The 17,966-nt window shown below is 73.2% G+C and carries 3 protein-coding genes; all 3 read right to left on the bottom strand.

What is annotated here, in order from left to right; genetic code table 11:
- Positions 1-2 precede the first annotated feature (2 nt).
- From ABZ833_RS28710 to ABZ833_RS28700, 3 genes are read right to left on the bottom strand one after another with little or no spacing between them, the layout of a single operon-like run.
- Positions 3-10,955 (bottom strand): amino acid adenylation domain-containing protein, encoded by a 10,953-nt coding sequence (locus tag ABZ833_RS28710; protein WP_361052163.1) that lies wholly within the window; start codon positions 10,953-10,955, stop codon positions 3-5.
- Positions 10,952-13,267 (bottom strand): amino acid adenylation domain-containing protein, encoded by a 2,316-nt coding sequence (locus ABZ833_RS28705; RefSeq protein ID WP_361052160.1) that lies wholly within the window; start codon positions 13,265-13,267, stop codon positions 10,952-10,954. Before ABZ833_RS28705 ends, ABZ833_RS28710 begins: the two co-directional genes overlap by 4 nt.
- Positions 13,264-17,856: an amino acid adenylation domain-containing protein gene (locus tag ABZ833_RS28700; RefSeq protein WP_361052157.1), complete on the bottom strand. Its 4,593-nt coding sequence runs from the start codon at positions 17,854-17,856 to the stop codon at positions 13,264-13,266. The genes ABZ833_RS28705 and ABZ833_RS28700 overlap by 4 nt, the downstream gene beginning before the upstream one ends.
- Positions 17,857-17,966 lie beyond the last annotated feature (110 nt).

The following is a 17,966-nucleotide window of genomic DNA, read 5'->3' as shown; positions in this document are numbered from 1 at the left end:
CGTCAGGAGGTGGCCGTCTCTTGCGCCGCGCTCTGCCAGAACCCGGTCAGCCGTCCCTTGTCGGACCAGCCGGTCGACATCAGATGCGTGACGAGCTCCCTCCCGGACGCGGCGTTGGTGAGCACCACCGCGCCCGATCCCGCATGGGCACGCATCCCGAACATGGCCTGGTAGCCCGCCGCTTGACCGCCGTGGCCGAATTCGAGGTCGACCCCGCTGTGGTCGACGATCGTGCCCCAGCCGTACGGGCGGTCGGAGTGCGGCGCCAGCATCTGCGCCACGGCTTCCCGCGGGACCAGGGCGTCCGGCCGGCCCAGCCAGCTGTTCCTGACGCCCAGGACGAGCCTGGCCAGGTCACCGGCGGTCGTCCACAGGCCCCGGGCGGCGGACTCCGGGTAGACCTCGTGGCCGCCGGGAAGGGGTACGCCCTCCAGGTCGTGACCGCGTGCCACCCGCAGCCCCGACGCCTCCGGGAACGCGGGGTCGAAACCGCTGTGTTCCATGCCCAGAGGTTCGAGGACGAGGCGCCGCATCAGCTCGGGGAACGGCTCGCCGGTGAGGTCGGTCATGGCCTGCTGGAGCACGCAGTAGTGGGCGTTGTTGAGCCGGAAGACCTCGCCGGGCACGAACTCAGGCCCGACCGGCACCGGTTCGGCCGGCGACCGGCCGTGCAGGATGTCGAGGACGGACGGCAGCGGCTCCCCGACGCGGTAGCCCTTGCGGCGCGGCGGCTCGGCGAGACCCGCCACATTCGCCACGAGGCGGCGCAGCGTGACCGGCGGCGCGCCTTCGGCGTCGTGACGGGACAGTTGCCACGAGGTGAGGAAGCGGTTGATGTCCGCGTCCAGGTCCAGGCCCTGCTCCTCGGCGAGCCGCAGCAGGCCGAACGTGGTGACGTGCTTGCTGATGGATGCTGCGGCGAAGAGAGTGTTCTCGCAGACCGGTTCCGAGCCGTCCGCCCCGAGCCGGCCGTACGTCTCGACCGCGGCGAGTTCACCGCCCTCGATCAGCGCGATGGCCGCTCCGGGAATGCGGTGGCGGGTCATCACCTCGGGCACCGCACGGGTGGCGACGCGGGGTGCACCGCCGACCCGCTCCTCCCCGACCAGGGAGATCAGCTCCTCCATGTGCTCGTCGGCCAGCCGCTGGACGGTGCTCGGTTCGTACAGCTCGGAGCCGTACGTCCAGCGCAGATACAGCTGTCCTTCGTCGAACATGGCCGTGACGTCGATCAGATGGTCGCGCGCGGCACCGGGATCCGTCGTCACGCCGGGCGTGCGCAGCACGGCGAAACCGAGCTGCGGACGTTCGGCCGAGCGAAGCTCCGCCGTCAGGTCCTGGTCGGGCGCGAGGTCGCGCAGCAGCCCGTACACATGGCGTGGCGCGGGCAGTTCGGCGAGCTGCCGGCCGACGGCGCGCGCCAGGTCGGGCAGCTCACGGGTGCGGGGGAGCCACAGGGTGAGCGGCACGTCGTCGGTCAGCGGGCCCACCGTCCGTGACAGATCGGCGGGGCCGGTGCCGTCACGGGGGTCGGTGCGCAGGTCGAGCGTGAGGCGGTCGCGGCCCGTCCAGCGGGTCACGACACGGCCGAGGGTGGCCAGCAGGGCCTGCTCGGGGTCGTCCCCGCCGAGCAGCGCACGCGTCCGCTCGGGTGCCAGCACCACGGTGACCGTACGGGCCGACGCGTGGGTGTTGCCCCCGTCGGCGTGGTCCACCGGCAGCGAGCCCGCGCGTGCCTGGCCCATCCACTGGTGGGCGAGGTCCGCGGTCTCGGGCCGCGCGGCGAGCTCCTCGGCCCTGCGCGCCCACTGCCCCAGGGGCGTGGGCACGGACGGGAGCCGTACCGGCGCTCCTTGCGCGCACATGCGGTACGCGGTCTCGACGTCCTCGGCCAGGAGGGCGAGGGAGACCTCGTCGACGGCCCGTGCGTGCACGGTGATCCACAGCTCCGACGCGACATCGGATGCCAGCAGCCGCTCCTCGCCGATGTCGCACAGCGTGGCCTGGAGGACAGGCCCCGACGCGGGGTCGAGCCGGTCGCGGGCCGCGGCGAGCGCGGCGGCGACGGCGGTGGCACGGTCCGCCGCGGCGGACTGCTGAAGCTCGACGACGTCCAGCAGCCGCGCGGACTCCGCCGGGGCGATGCGCACGTCGGTGCTTTCGGGCGCGCACCGCAGGCGCAGCGCGTCGTGATGCGCGACCACGGCGGCCAGCGCCCGCTCGAGCAGGGCCGGGTCGGGGCGGCGCAGGCTCAGGCTGATCGAGTGGTTCGACCGGACGCCCGCACCGACGGCAAGGCGCTGCCCCCGGCTTCCGTCGCCCAGTTCCCCGGCGCTCTCGCCGCCCGCGGCGGCCTCCGCGCCCCGCTCCGCGTCCACCAGCTCGGCGAGCTCGGCGAGCGTGCCCGCCTGGTAGATCATCCAGACGGCGAGCGGCAGCCCGGCCTCACGCCCCGCGGCGAGCATCCGCACCGCGAGGATGGAGTGTCCGCCCAGGTCGAAGAAGCTGTCGTCCGCGCCGATGCGCTCAAGACCGAGGACGTTGCCCCAGACGGCGGCGATGGCCTCCTCGGTGGGGGTGGCGGGAGCGACGTACGGCTTGATGTCCTGATCGGGCACGGGCAGCGCACGCCGGTCCAGCTTGCCGTTGGACGTGAGCGGGATGCTCTCGACCGGCGTGAACACCGCGGGAACCATGTAGTCGGGCAGTGTCGCCGCGACATGGGCGCGCAGCGCGGTCCGGTCGGGCGCGCGGCCGTCGGACGGCACCACGTACGCGGCGATCTCCGGGCCGCGGTCCTCGGTCTCGTGGACCACGACGACGGCGTCCTTCACGCCGGGGTACTCGGTGAGCCGGTGCTGGATCTCACCGAGCTCGACGCGGTAGCCGCGGATCTTGACCTGGTTGTCGATCCGGCCGAGGAAGTCCAGGGTGCCGTCCGGCAGATGCCGGGCGAGGTCGCCCGTGCGGTACAGGCGGGATCCTGCCGGGCCGTAGGGGTTGGGCACGAACCGCTCGGCGGTGAGCGAGGGGCGCCCGCGATAGCCGCGGGCCAGGCCTTCGCCGCCGATGTGGAGCTCGCCGGGCACCCCGACGGGGACCGGCCGCAACCGCGCGTCGAGGACGTACGTGGTCGTGTTGGGCAGGGGCCCGCCCAGCGGGACGGTGCCGTTCTGGGTGCCGGTGACCGGGTGGGCGGTGGCGCCGATGGAGGTCTCGGTCGGGCCGTACTCGTTGACCAGACGGCCGGGACCGAGGAGCCCGAGCCAGTGGTTGGCGAGCCGGGACGGCAGGGCCTCGCCGGCGACGAGTACGGTCCCGGCGAGTTCCCTCAGCACCTCGGGGGCGAGCTGGTGGGTGAGCACTTCGAGGTGACCGGGCGTCAGCTTGACGAAGGCGTACGGCGCTCCGGCCGCCAGCGCCTCGCCGAGGGACGCGGTGTCGAGGCCGGCCGGGAGGATGTGCACGGGGCGTCCGGTGATCAGCGGCACGTACAGATTCGTGGCGGGCAGGTCGAAGGCGATGGACGAGAACAGGGGTGCGCCGCCCGCGCCGCCCATGAGGTCCCTCGCGGCCCACCGCAGATGGTTGGCCAGGCCCCGCTGGGTGACCATGACGCCCTTGGGGGCGCCGGTCGATCCCGAGGTGTAGATGACGTACGCGAGCAGTCCGGCGTCGTCGTCGCGCGCCACCGGGGTCGCGGGCAGCGCGTCCAGCGCCGCGCTCTCGGCGTCGAGGTCGAGACGCGCCCCCTGATGGCCCTCGGTCGCACGGGCCGACGCGGTGTCGGTGACGAGGACCGCGGCGTCGCTGTCGGCGAGCACATGGGCCAGGCGTTCGGCGGGGTTCGACGGGTCGAGCGGCACATAGGCCGCGCCCGCCTTCCAGACACCCAGCAGGGTGGAGACCAGTTCAGGGCTCCGGTCCAGGCAGACGCCGACGAGGGTGTCCGGCCCCGCCCCCAGCGCGCGCAGGCGGTGGCCGATGCGGTTGGCCCGCGCGTCGAGCTCGCGGAAGGAGATCCGCCGCTCGCCCGCGACCACGGCCACCGCGTCGGGGACCCGTGCCGCCGTCTCCTCGAACAGGTCGAGAACGGAGCCCGCGGGCCAGTCCACGTCCGTGGCGTTCCACTCGGTGAGCTGCTGGTGCCGCTCGTCCTCGCCGAGGTGCGTGGCGGTGGCGTCGCCGTCCGGGTCCTCTGCCATCGCGCGGAGCACCTGGCGGTACATGTCCGCGAGCCGCTCGGCGTTGGTCCGGCTGATGACGTCGGTGAACGAACCGAGGCTGAGGTGACCGCGGACGGCGATCACATTGAGGGCGAACTCGTTGCCCCCGACCCCGAATCCCGCCTCGACGTCCACCGCGTCGGTGTCGACCTGGTGGAAGTCGAGATAGCTGAACAGGACGGTGATGAGGCGGTCGGTGGTGTCGGCGGTGCGTTGGATGGCGGGCAGGGGGTAGCGGCGGTGGCCCCAGACGCGGGTTTCGTGGGCGAAGGTGCGTTGGACGAGTTCGCGCCAGGTTCCGGCGTGGAGGGCGGGGAAGGGCACGGTGTTGAGGTGCATGCCCAGGACGCGGTCGCCGCCGGGTGCTTCGAGGCGGCCGTGGGCGACCAGGCCGCTGTGGAAGGAGCGTTCGGGGGTGAGCTGGGCGAGGACGGTCAGGTGTGCGGCGAGGAGCACGCTCTTGAGGGAGCCGCCCGCTGCCGCGGCCAGCCGCCGCAGTCCGTCCTCCAGGTCGTGGAACGGAACCATGCGGTGATACGGCTCGCTCGGACCGTCCTGCCCCCAGTCCTCGGGCAGCGTGAACGGCACGCGCGATTCCACGACGCCCCGCCAGAAGTCCTGCTGCTCCTCGCTGGCCAGCGCCTCGATCTCGGCGGCGATGAAGTCGGCATAGCGCACGGAGGGGACCTCGTAGTCGGGCAGCGGCTGCCCGTCGCGCACCGCGCGGTACGCGGCGAGCAGCTCCATCAGGAGCGTGTGATAGCTCCACCCCTCGGTGATGGCGTGGCTCTGGGTGAACGTCAGCCGCCAGGCCTCGTCCGACTCCAGATGGACGCTCACGCGGAAGAGCGGCGCGACCCGCAGGTCGAACAGGTTCGCCTTCTCCTCGGCGATGAAGGCCAGCGCCGCGCTGTGCTGCCCCGCCTCGTCGAGGCCGCGCAGGTCGTGCACGGCGACGGCGATCTCGGCGTGCGCGTGCACGAGCTGCAGTGGCTGGGAGTAGTCCTCGAGCGCCATCGACGTACGCAGGATGTCGTGCCGTTCCACGACCACGGCCAGCGCCTCGCGCAGCGCGGGCAGGGAGAACGGCTCACGGTCGCGGATACGGAAGTTGTTGACGTGGTGGTAGGTGTTGCGGTCGCGATGCGTGAGCATCTCGACGAGCATGCCGGTCTGGATCTGCGAGAGCGGATAGGCGTCGACGACCCCCTCCGGGAGACGGCCGCGGTCCTCCTGCCCGAGCAGCGCGAACGGCTCCACCGCCCGCACGAGCGAGACGGTGCCGTCCTGGCCCTCCGTCGCGGCGGCGAGTGCGGCGACGGTCCCGTGCTCGAAGATGTCGCCGATGGTGAGGTCGAAGCCGGCCTCGCGCAGGGCGCCCGCCAGGAGCACGGCACGCATCGAGTCCCCGCCGAGGGTGAAGAAGCTGTCCTCGACCCCGACCCGGTCCACACCGAGCACCTGGCACCAGGCCGCGGCGATGCGCTCCTCGTCGGGGGTGCGCGGAGCGATGTGGGAGTTGGTGGCGAACGCCTCGCGGTCCGGGGCGGGCAGGGCCCGCCGGTCCACCTTTCCGTTCGTCGTCAGCGGGACGCGGTCGATGGTCACGAACGCGGCGGGAACCATGTACTCGGGAAGGCAGGCCGCGAGGTGATCGCGCAGCCCGGCCACGTCGAGCGTGCCCCGGCCGGCGTCGTCGGCCCCGACGACGTAGGCGACCAGGCTCTTGTCCGCGCCGCTTGTGCGCAGGAGCAGTACGGCGTCCTTGACGTGCGGGTGCCGCGTGAGGTGGTGCTGGACCTCGCCGAGCTCGACGCGGTAGCCGCGGATCTTGACCTGGTTGTCGATCCGGCCGAGGAAGTCCAGGGTGCCGTCCGGCAGATAGCGGGCGAGGTCACCCGTGCGGTACAGGCGCGATCCCGCCGGGCCGTAAGGGTCCGGCAGGAAACGCTCGGCGGTGAGTCCGGGGCGCCGCTGGTAGCCGCGGGCCAGGCCCACCCCTCCGATGTACACCTCACCCGGCACACCGACCGGTACCGGCCGCATCCGGTCGTTCAGGACGTACATCGTGGTGTTGGGCACGGGCGCGCCCAGCGGCACGAGCTCGGTGGTGACGGTGTCGGCGACCGGAGAGCCCGAGTTGCCGATGGAGGTCTCGGTGGGCCCGTACTCCGCGGCGAGCGCGGTGCCGCCGGGGCCCGCCAGTTCGCGCCAGCGCGCGACGAGGCCCGCGGAGAAGCTGTCGCCCGCGGCGATGACCAGACCCGCCAGGCCCCGGGCCTGCTCCGCGGTGAGCTGGTGGGTGAGCAGGTCGAGATGGCCGGGGGTGAGCTTGATGAAGCTGTAGGGAGCCCCGGCGGCCAGCTCCCGGCCGAGGTCGGCGGGCGTGACGCCCTGCGGGAGCAGATGCGTGGTCTGGCCGGTGATCAGCGGGGTGAGCAGGTCGGGCAGGCCCAGGTCGAAGGAGATCGAGGAGAAGACGGGCGCGCCGCCGGTGCCCCGCGACGCGTACGCCTCGGCGGTCCAGCACAGGTAGTTGGCCAGGCCTGCGTGCGGGACGAGCACGCCCTTGGGAGTGCCGGTCGAGCCGGAGGTGTACATCACGTAGGCGAGATTGCCCAGCGTGCCGGTGGGCTCGGGGCGGGTCGCGGGCCGGGCGGCGATCGTGCGGGCGTCCACCTCACGGTCCAGGACGACCGTTTCGCCGCGGTGCAGGCCGTCGAGGCCTGACAGCAACTCGCCGCTCGTGACGACGATCTGCGGGGCGGCGTCGTCCAGCATGGCGCCCATCCGGGCCTGCTGCAGCGACGGGTCCAGGGGCAGGCAGCCCGCTCCGGTCTTCCAGATGCCGAGCAGGGCGGGGACCAGCTCAGGGCCGCGGCCCAGACGCAGGCCGACGAGGGTGTCGGGGCCCGCGCCGAGCGCACGCAGATGGTGGGCGATCCGGTTGGCCCGCTCGTCGACCTGCGCGTAGGTCAGCACGGTGTCGTGACGCACGGCGGGCGCGTCCGGGGTCTCCGCGGCCTGGTCCTCGAAGAGACGGTGGACGGGCAGCACCGGCGTCTGACCGGCGGTGGTGTGCCACTGGGCGAGGAGCCGGTGCCGTTCCTGGGCGGGGAGATGGGTGTCGGTGGCGTCGCCGTCCGGGTCCTTCGCCATCGCGCGGAGCACCTGGCGGTACATGTCCGCGAGCCGCTCGGCGTGGGCGTGCCCCAGGACGTCGGTGGCGCTGATCAGGTTGAGGTAACCGCCGTTGGCGAGGACGTTGAGGGCGAACTCGTTGACCGCGCCGCCCAGGTCCTCCCGCGCGCTGCTCACACCGGTGTCGACCTGGTGGAAGTCCTGGTACTCGAACAGGACGGTGATGAGTCGGTCGGCGGTGCGTTGGATGGCGGGCAGGGGGTAGCGGCGGTGGCCCCAGACGCGGGTTTCGTGGGCGAAGGTGCGTTGGACGAGTTCGCGCCAGGTTCCGGCGTGGAGGGCGGGGAAGGGGACGGTGTTGAGGTGCATGCCCAGGACGCGGTCGCCGCCGGGTGCTTCGAGGCGGCCGTGGGCGACCAGGCCGCTGTGGAAGGAGCGTTCGGGGGTGAGCTGGGCGAGGACGGTCAGGTGTGCGGCGAGGAGCACGCTCTTGAGGGAGCCGCCCGCTGCCGCGGCCAGCCGCCGCAGTCCGTCCTCCAGGTCGTGGAACGGAACGGCCACGCGGTAGCCCTCGGCGGGACCGTCGTCCCCCCAGCCGCCCGGCAGGGCGAACGGGGCGTGGGCGTCGGTGACCTCCTGCCAGAAGGCGCGGTCGGCTTCGCTCTCCAGGGACTCCGACTCGGCGGCGACGAAGTCGGCGTAACGCACCGCGGGCGTCTCGTGGGCGGGCAGCGGCTGCCCGTCGCGCACCGCGCGGTAGACGCCGAGCAGTTCCGTCAGGAGGGTGTGCTGGCTCCATCCGTCGCTGATGGCGTGGCTCTGGGTGAACGTCAGCCGCCAGGCCTCGTCCGACTCCAGGTGGACGTCGAGCCGCAGCAGCGGCGCGGAGCCGAGGTCGAAGCCTTCGGCCCGCCGTTCCGCCGTGAACGCCGACGCCTCGGCGAGCCGCTGTTCCTCGTCGAGACCGCGCAGATCGTGCAGGGCCAGCGGCACGTCCGCGTGGCCGTGGACCAGCTGAAGCGGCCGGGAGTAGCCGTCGAGCGCCATCGACGTACGCAGCACGTCGTGCCGTTCCACGACCACGGCCAGCGCCTCGCGCAGCGCGGGCAGGGAGAACGCCTCGCCGTCCGGGACACGGAAGCTGCTGAGGTTCACGTACGCGCCCTGGCCGGGCCGGGTGAGCGTCTCGACGAGCATGCCGGTCTGGATCTGCGAGAGCGGATAGGCGTCGACGACCCCCTCCGGGAGACGGTCGCGGTCCTCCTGTCCGAGCAGCGCGAACGGCTCCACCGCCCGCACGAGTCCGGACGGCTCTGCCGTGTCCTCGCCGTGCCACTCGACGGCGGCGGCCATCCGCCCGATCGTGCCGTGCTGGAACACCCCGCGGATGGCGATGTCGAAGCCGGCCTCGCGCATGGCGCCGGCCAGCCTGACCGCGCGCAGGGAATCGCCGCCGAGGGCGAAGAAGTTGTCCTCGACGCCCACTTGGTCGACGCCCAGGACCTCACGCCAGATGGCGACGAGCCGCTCCTCGGCGGGGGTACGGGGCGCGGTGTGCACGGCCTCGTCCGTGGCACGCCCGGGGTCGGGCAGGGCGGCGAGGTCGGGAGTTCCCCCGGCGGTGCGCGGTATCGCGTCGAGGACCGTGACGGTGCCGGGCACGAGGTGCTCCGGGAGCCGTGCGGCCAGGTGCGCGCGCAGCTGGGCCACATCCAGGGCGTCCGGCCCCGCGGAGGCGACGTACGCGGCGAGGGCGGCGGGCTCCGGGGCGTTGTCGCGGACCACGACGAGGGCCTCGCGCACGTCTTCGTACGCGGTGAGTTCCGACCTGATCCGTCCGAGGTCCACCCGGCGTCCGCCGAAGGCGACCTGGTCCTCGATCAGCCCGAGGAGTTCGAGCGAACCGTCGGGCCGCCACCGTGCGAGCTCCCCCGTACGGCCGAGGCTCTCGCCGTCGACGCAGAGTTCACCGGCCACGCCGACGGGGACGGGGCGGCCGTGCGCGTCCACGACGCGGACCTGCTCGTCGGCCAGGCCCTCGTCGACGATCCGGTCACGTACCGGCTGCGGCAGCCGGTCGGCTGCGTACGGCCGGGCCAGCAGCGCACGGTCGTCGTCGGTGAGGATGTCCGCGTCCGAAAGGGGCGCGTCCGGGTGCGCGGTCGCCTCGTCGAGCAGCCGGGCGAAGCGCTCGGCGGTGCGCGCGACCGTGGCACGGTCGAAGAGCGCGGTCGGGTAGGCGAGCCGTGCGTCGAGGCCGCCGGTCTCCGCGTTGTCCACATTCAGGGTGAGGTCGAACTTGGCGACCCGGTCCGCCATGACCGACTCGACCGAGAGCCCCGGCATGTCGAAGGCGCTGCCCCGGTCCTCGTGGAGGATGAAGTCCGCCTGGAACAGCGGGGTGCGCGCCAGGTCGCGCTCCGGCTGGAGCTCGTCGACCAGCCGGGCGAAGGGCACCGACTGGTGGTCGAAGGCGTCGAGCACCGTGTCCCGTACATGGGTGAGCACGTGCGCGAAGGACGGGTCGCCGTCCCAGCGCGCCCTGGCCACCAGGGTGTTGATGCCGTAGCCGAAGAGGTGCTGCAGCTCGGGACGTCCGCGCCCGGAGACGGTGATGCCCACAGGGATGTCGGCACCCGCGCCGGGCAGACTGCCGGGGGCGGCGGTGTGCCGGGCAAGGAGCGCCTGGTACGCCGCGAGCAGCACGGTGAACAGGGTGGTGTCGTACTGGCGGGCCAGCTTCCGTGCCCGGTCGGCCGTCGCGGCGGTGATGCGGAAGGGCACGGAGTCGCCCGACCAGTCGCGCACCGCGGGCCGGGCATGGTCGATGGGGGTGTCCAGGGGCTGGACGCCTGCCAACTGCCGCCGCCAGTAGGCCAGTTGGCGTTCCAAGGTCTGTCCGGTGAGGTGGCCGCGCTGCCAGGAGGCGAAGTCGGCGTACTGGAGCGGCAGTTCGGGAAGATCGGCGGGCTCGCCCGTGGCGGCGGCGCGGTAGAGCGCGCTCAGCTCACCGGCGAAGATCTTGACGGACCAGGCGTCGCAGGCGATGTGGTGGAAGGTGACCGCAAGGACGTGCTCCTGCGTGCCCAGCCGGAACAGCTTCGCGCGCACGGGCCACTCGCGCTCCACGTCGATCGGCCGGTCGATCTCCTCCTCCACGAGACGCCGGACGTGCGCATCGCGCGCCTCGGCCGTGGCTCCGTCGACGGCCACGTCCGCCATGGGCAGACCGGTGGCCACGAAGGGGTCCACCACCTGCACCGGGTCCCCGTCCGTCGGCCGGTAGCGGGTGCGCAGGATCTCGTGACGCTCAAGTACCCGCTCCCACGCGCCGCGCAGCGCCTCCGTGTCGAGCGCGCCGTGCAGGCGCAGCACCAACGGCACCAGATACTCGTGGCCCTCGGGCTCCAGGCGGTTGAGGAACCACATCTGCTGCTGGCCGAAGGACAGGGGCAGCGGACCGCTCCGGTCCGCCCGCTCGATGGCCGTCCTGCGGTTGCCGCGCGCTCCTGCGAGCCGGCGGCGCAGCAGCTCTTCGCGCAACGCCGCCGTGTCCTGCTGTGCGCTCGGCGTGTCGTCGACGCTCATGCTTGGTACTCCCTCACCGCGTTGGTGTTGTCGGATGGTGCCGGTGGTACCGGCCGTGGCTGTGCACTGCTCTCCTGGCCGGGCGCGGGCAAGGCGGCGCGGTCGACCTTTCCGCTGATGCTCAGGGGGATGCGCTCCAGGGCGACGAAGCTCGCGGGGATCATGTACGCCGGGAGCTGCGCGGCCAGATGGCGCCGCAGCCTGGCTTCGTCGATCCGCCCCGCCGGGACGACGTAGGCGACGATCCGTTTGTTGCCCGGCGCGGGCTCGCGCACCACGACGACGGCGTCCCGCACCAGCGGGTGGCCGGTGAGCGCGGCCTGGATCTCGCCGAGTTCGATGCGGTAGCCGCTGACCTTCACCTGGGTGTCGATCCGGCCGAGGAACTCAAGCGTCCCGTCCGCCAGCCGGCGCGCGAGGTCGCCGGTCCGGTAGAGGCGGGAGCCGGGTGGCCCGTACGGGTCCGGCGTGAAGCGTTCGGCCGTCAGAGCGGCCCGGCCGAAGTAGCCCCGGGCGAGACCGTCGCCGCCGATGTGCAGCTCGCCCGGCACTCCGGGCGGCACCGGCCGCGCCGAGCGGTCCAGGACGTGCAGACGGGTGTTGGCGACGGGCTGCCCGAGGGAGACACGGCCGGGCTCGTGCGGCACGGGCCACTGCGCCGACCAGATCGTGGTCTCGGTGGGCCCGTAGACATTGACCAGCTCGTCGAGCCGGCCGCGCAGCTCGGCGGCCACCCGGGCCGGAAGTTCCTCACCGCCCGCGAGGCCGGTGATGTGCGGGCGGTCGAAGCCCGCGGCGAGGAGCAGCCGCCAGCCGGACGGGGTGGACTGCACGTGGGTGACCCGGTGGGCGTCGACGAGCGCCATGAGGGCCGTCGGGTCCTTGGCCTCCTCGTCGTCGGCGAGGACGACCCGGCCACCGGTGATCAGCGGCAGGTACAGCTCGAGCGCCGAGATGTCGAAGGAGACCGACGTCGAGGCGAGCCAGGTGCCCGGGCCGCCGGACAGGCTCTGCCGGAAGGACCACAGGAGGTTGGTCAGCGCCTCGTGTTCGATCACCACGCCCTTGGGGGTGCCGGTGGATCCTGAGGTGTAGATGACGTAGGCGGGGTGCCGCGCTCCGGCGGGCGGCGGAGGCGGTGTGGCGGGACGGGCGGCGATGGAGGCCCGCTCGCGCTCGTCGTCGAGGATCACGGTGGTGCCGGGGTGGCCCGCCGGCACCCGGGAGGCGAGGGCGGAGCAGGTGAGCACCAGGGGCGCCTGTGTCTCGCCGAGGATGTGGGCGAGGCGGCGGCCGGGGACGGCCGGGTCGAGCGGTACGTAGGCCGCTCCCGACCGCATGACACCCAGCAGCGCGGGGAGGAGGTCGTCGTCGCGGTGCAGCAGGACGCCGACGACGCTGCCGGGCCCGGCTCCCAGGGCCTGGAGGTGGTGGGCGACACGGGCGGAGCGGACGTCGAGTTCGCGATAGGTCGTCGGCCGGCCTCCGACGAGTACGGCGACGGCGTCCGGGGTGGCGGCGGCCCGTTCCGCGAAGAGCTCGGCCGTTCCCGCGGCGGGCCGGTCCGTGCCGGGGACGCGTCCGGCGTCGAGGACCGAGAGCAGCAGACGGCTGGGCAGCGGGCTCTCGGTGGCGTCACCGTGCGGGTTCTCGGCCATGGCGCGCAGCACGGAGCGGTACATGGAGGCGAGCAGGTCAGCCCACTCCGGCCCCACGACGTCCGTCCGGCAGGCGAGTTCGAGATGCGTGTCGCGGGCCCGTACGACCAGGGAGAAGTCGTCGAAGGCGGCGTCGAGTTCCCCGGGGGCGAACAGGACGCCGCTGTGCGGGACCTGCACCGGCCGGTGCGGTGCCCGTGCGCGGACGTCGGCGGCCTGCCGCGCGGTCGCACGGACCAGGGCGAGCCAGTCGCCGGTGGGCCGGGTGTGCGGGACCGGCACCACGCCCTCGTACCTGCCGAGCAGCCGCTCGGCGTCCGGGACGTCGGGCAGTACGTCGCACAACAACCCGGTGTGGAAGGCGGGTTCGGAGGTCAGCGTGCCCATGACCGTCAGATGGGCGGCGAGCAGCACGTCGGTGAGCCGTACGCCGGCGCTGCCGGAGAGGGTGCCCAGGGCATCCCGCAGATCGTCGAAGGGCACCCTGAGCCGGCAGTGTCCGGGCGCCTGGCCCCCGTCCCCCCACGTGTCGGGGAGGGCGAGCGGGGCGTGGCTGTCGGCGAGGCGGTGCCAGAAGTCCTGCCGCGAGGCGTCGGTCATGGAGCGCTGGTCGGTCATGGAGTGCTGGTCGATCGTGGCGTGGTGGTTGCTCATGCCAGGGGGTCTCCCGCCGTCGTGGACGTGTTCGCCAGTTCGGCGTCGGACAGCTGGTCGATCTCGGCCCTGATGGCCGCCTCGACGGCCTTGGCCAGGAGGCCGACCGTGGGCTGTTCGAAGACCGTTCGTACGGAGAGGTCGATGTCGAAGGTGTCCTGGAGCTTGGCCGTCATCCTGATGGCGAGGATCGAATGACCGCCCACCTCGAAGAAGTTGACGTCGGCGCCCACCTGCTCAAGGCCGAGCAGCTCGGCCCAGAGTTCGGCGATCCGCTCCTCGGTGGGCCCTTCCGGAGCGGTGAACTCGGCGGTCGCGGTGTCGGCGGCGGGCAGCGCGGCACGGTCCAGCTTGCCGTTGGCGGTCAGCGGCACGGCGCCGATCGCGGTGAGGGTCGCGGGCACCATGTACTCCGGGAGTTCCTGCGACAGTTGCTCGCGCAGCTGCCGCAGGTCGCCGGAGTCCGCAGGGCCCTTCTCGGGCACGACATAGCCGGCCAGCGACTTCTCTCCCGTCGGGCTCTCGCTCACCACGACGACCGCGTCACGGACCCCGGGGAGCGCGGCGAGCCGCGCCTGGATCTCACCCGGTTCGACGCGGTAGCCGCGGAGCTTGACCTGATGGTCCGTACGGCCGCGGAAGACGATGCTGCCGTCCGAGCGGCGCAGGGCCAGGTCACCGGTGCGGTAGAGCCGGGCTCCGGGGGGCCCGTAGGGGTCCGGTACGAAGCGCTCGGCTGTCAGGGCCGGCCGGTCGAGGTAGCCGCGGGCCACGCCCGTGCCACCGATGAAGAGCTCGCCGATGACGCCGAGGGGAACCGGCTCGCCCACACCGTCAAGGACATGCGCCGTCGTGTTGGGAAGGGGCAGGCCGAGCGGTACGGCGGCGGAGTGCGGGGCATCGACCGGGTGGACGGTGGAGCCGATGGACGCCTCCGTGGGGCCGTACTCGTTGATCAGCCGCCCCGGGCCGAGCACATCGAGCCAGTGGTCGGCGGTGCGCGCGGGCAACTCCTCGCCCGCTACCAGGATGATCTCCGCAAGACCGGCGGCCTGTTCGCGCGTGAGCTGGTGGCCGAGCAGCTCCAGGTGGCCGGGGGTGAGCTTGATGAAGCCGTAGGGTGCCCCGGCGACCAGGGCGGTACCCAGCTCCGCCGCGTCCGCGTCGGGCGGCAGGACATGGACCGGGCGACCGGTCATCAGGGGCGCGTAGAGGTTGGTGGCGGGCAGGTCGAAGGCGACGGACGAGAACAACGGCGCACCGCCGTCGCCGCCCGCCAACTCCCGCGCGGCCCACGTCAGATGGTTGGCGAGACCGCGCTGGGTGACCACGACGCCCTTGGGCGTGCCCGTGGAACCGGAGGTGTAGATGACGTACGCGGGCTGCTGCGGGTCGGTGGGCCTCGGCAGGCGCGTGGCGGGCAGGGCCGCGATCTTTGCCCGCTGCCGGTCGAGGAAGAGGCGTACGCCGTCGAAGGCCCCGCTCGCGGGGTCGAGCGCCGACTCGGTGAGCAGGATCGGGGCGCCGCTGTCGTGCAGCAACTGCACCAGGCGTTCACCGGGGTTGGCCGGGTCGAGCGGGAGATAGGCCGCACCCGCCTTCCAGACGCCGAGCAGCGCGGGGATCAGGTCGGGGCCGCGGTGCAGGCAGACCCCGACGAGGCTGCCCGGACCCGCGCCGGCCGCCACGAGGTGGTGGGCGATGCGGGTGGCGTGCTCGTCCAGCTCCCGGTAGGTGACCCGCTCCTGGCCCAGGACGACGGCGACCGCGTCGCCGTCGGCCGCGGCACGCTCCTCGATGAGGTCGAGCACCGAGGCGTCGGACAGCTCCGCACCCGTGTCGTTCCAGCGCGTCAGCAGGTCGGCACGCTCGTCGGAGGGAAGGATGCCGAGCGCGGAGATGCTGCGGTGCGGCTCCTTCGCCGCGGACTCCAGGAGCGTGACGAAGTGACGGGCAAGTCGTTCGACGGTGTCCGCCTCGAACAGCGCGGTGGCGTACTCGAAGACGCCGGTCAGCTCGCCGCCGGGCTCGCGCCGCAGATAGAGGGTCAGATCGGTCTTGGCCACCTGCCGGGCGCGCAGCAGCACGTCGCCGTCGCCCGCCTCCGGCATGCCTCCGCCGACCTCGTCGTCGTTGAAGTTGAACGCGACCTGATAGAGGGGCGTGCGCGACAGATCGCGCTCCGGCCGCAGCTCCTCCACGAGGTGCTCGAAGGAGACCTCCTGGTGCGCGAAGGCGGCGAGCGCCGTGGCCCGTACGCTCCGCAGTGCCTCGGTGAAGGGAAGCCCCGCGTCCGGACGGCAGCGCAGGACGAGCGAGTTGAGGAAGAAGCCCACCACTTCCTCGACCTCGGGCGTGGTCCGGCCGGCCACGGGAACGCCGACGGGCACGTCCCACTGCCCGCTGTACCGGGCGAGCAGGGTGGAGAAGGCCGTGAGCCAGGTCATGAAGGGGGTGGCCTGCTGGGATCGGCCGAGCGCGGTCACCGTCTCGGCGAGATGCGCGGGCACGGTGAAGCTCACGAGCCCGCCGCTCGGGTCGCGCTCCAGCGGGCGGACGTGGTCGGTCGGCAGCGCCAGCGGGGTCAGACCGGCGAGCTCATCGCGCCAGAAGCCGAGGTCCTTGCCGAGCCGGTCCTTGCCGCGCCAGGCGCGCTGCCAGGAGGCGTAGTCCGCGTACTGGACCGGGGCGGGACCGAGCGAGGGGGCGCGCCCGGCGTGCAGGTCCGCGCAGAGCGTGCGGAACTCCCGCTCCAGGACGGTCGACGACCAGCCGTCGCAGGCGATGTGGTGGATGGTGATCAGCAGGGTGTGCTCCTCGCCGGGCCGCCGGACGAGCAGGGCACGCCACAGATCTCCGGACGCGAGGTCGAATCCGGTTTCGAGATCACGGCGGACCTCGGGCTCCGGGTCCTGCGCGAGCGCGTCCACGATCCGCAGCCGCACGGGCCGCGGCTCCTCGATCACCTGGACCGGCTCGTCGCCCTTGGCCAGGTAGCGGGTACGCAGCGCCTCATGGCGCACGGCAAGGGAGTTGAGCGCCTGGTGCACCGTCTCGGCCGCGACATCGGCGGGCACCCGCAGCAGCATGGGCACCACCCACTCCGGGCTGTGCGCCTGCATGCGGTCGAGGAACCACAGCCTGCGCTGGCCGAAGGACAACGGCAGGTCGGCCGCGCGTGACACCGGTGTGACGGCGGGTGTCGGGTCGCCGTCCGTGTCGAGCAGCGCGGCCTGTTCGCGCACGGTCACCGCGCCGTAGAGCTCGCTCAGCGGCAGCCGTACGCCCGATCCGCTCTGGAGCCGCTCGACGAGCAGCGGCAACTGCAGGGAGTATCCGCCCAGTTGGAAGAAGTCGTCGTCGACGCCGACGCCTTCGGCCTCCAGGAGTTCGGTCCAGACCGCGGCCACCAGAAGCTCGTTGGGGGTCTGCGGGGCGACGTGGGGAGGGCGGGCGGCGGAGCCGATGAGCAGCCCGTTCTGAAGGTCGTACGCAGCGAAGCCGCCGGGCCCGGCCTGGCCCCGCTCGGCCTCGTCCTGTCCGCCGCTGCCGAGGTGGTCCAGGCTGCCGTCGTTGCGCTCCCTGACCAACTGGCCGGTGGGGGCGCCGTCGACGAGCAGGTCGCCGGGCACGCCCGGCGGGACGGGCTCGCCGAACTCGTCCACGACCGTCACCTGCCTGCCGGCCACGGGCCTGCCGAGCGGCAGGGTGTCGAGGTCGCGCTCGGGGTCGTAGCGGTGGGCGGTGACCGTCGTCCCCGACGGGGCCGCCGCGAAGGTGTGCCAGAGCGTGGCCGCGCCCGCGAGGGTCAGCTCGAAGGCCGTCGCCGCGTCCATGCCGGGCCCCTCGGCCAGGACGAGACGCAACGCGGTGCAGTCCTGCAGGCCGGGCTCCTCAGCCACGCGGAGCGCCGACCGGCCGGAGAGCGGGAGCACGGTGATCCGCCGCTCGGCGACCGCTCGTACCAGCGCGGCGGGTTCGGGCCAGTCCGTGCGGTCCAGGGCGACCAGGGTCGCGCCGGACGCCATCGCGGCGAGGCACACCCAGACCGGGCCCGCGAGCGCCGCGGTGTCCGGCAACGGCACGCGATCGGTGGCGGAAAGCCCCGGGCCTTCGTGGCGGAGCCAGTGGACCTGGGCGGCCGCCTCGCCATGGCTGATCACCGTGTCGGGGGCGCCGCCGCCGTGCAGGATGACCAGCGCGGTGTCGTCACCGGTGATGCCTGCCTCGGCACCGTCGGCCGTACGGGCGCCGTCCGCGGGGGAGCGGTCACCCGCCGGGACGTCCCCGGGGCCGAGCAGCACGTCCACGCCGTGCGGATCGGCGTCCCCGGCGGTGAGCACCACCGTGGCCCCGGCCGACCAGACCGCGAGCAGGGAGGCCACCAGACCGGGTCCTGCGGGCATCCGTACGCCCACCCGGCTGCCCCGGACCACTCCACGGGTGCGCAGGCGGCGGCCCAACTCCTGCGCCATGGCGGCGAGTCGGGCGTGGCCCGTCTCCTCGCGGCCCACCAGAACCGCCACCGCGTCCGGTTGCCGGGACGGGTGGTGGGCGAAGAGGTGTGGCAGAAGCGGGGGCCGGGTCACTGGTACTCCTCGCGAGTTCGACAGAGGCTGTGCCGGGCTGCGGAGTGATCGAGCCGACGGCGCCGGTCAGCCTGCGAGGGCCCCCTATACAAGGCCTATACGGGACACGG

Source organism: Streptomyces sp. NPDC047525 (genome assembly GCF_040643025.1).
Taxonomy (GTDB): domain Bacteria; phylum Actinomycetota; class Actinomycetes; order Streptomycetales; family Streptomycetaceae; genus Streptomyces; species Streptomyces durmitorensis.
Note: the sequence above shows the minus strand (reverse complement) of the source record. Positions and strands in the feature narration are given on the sequence as shown.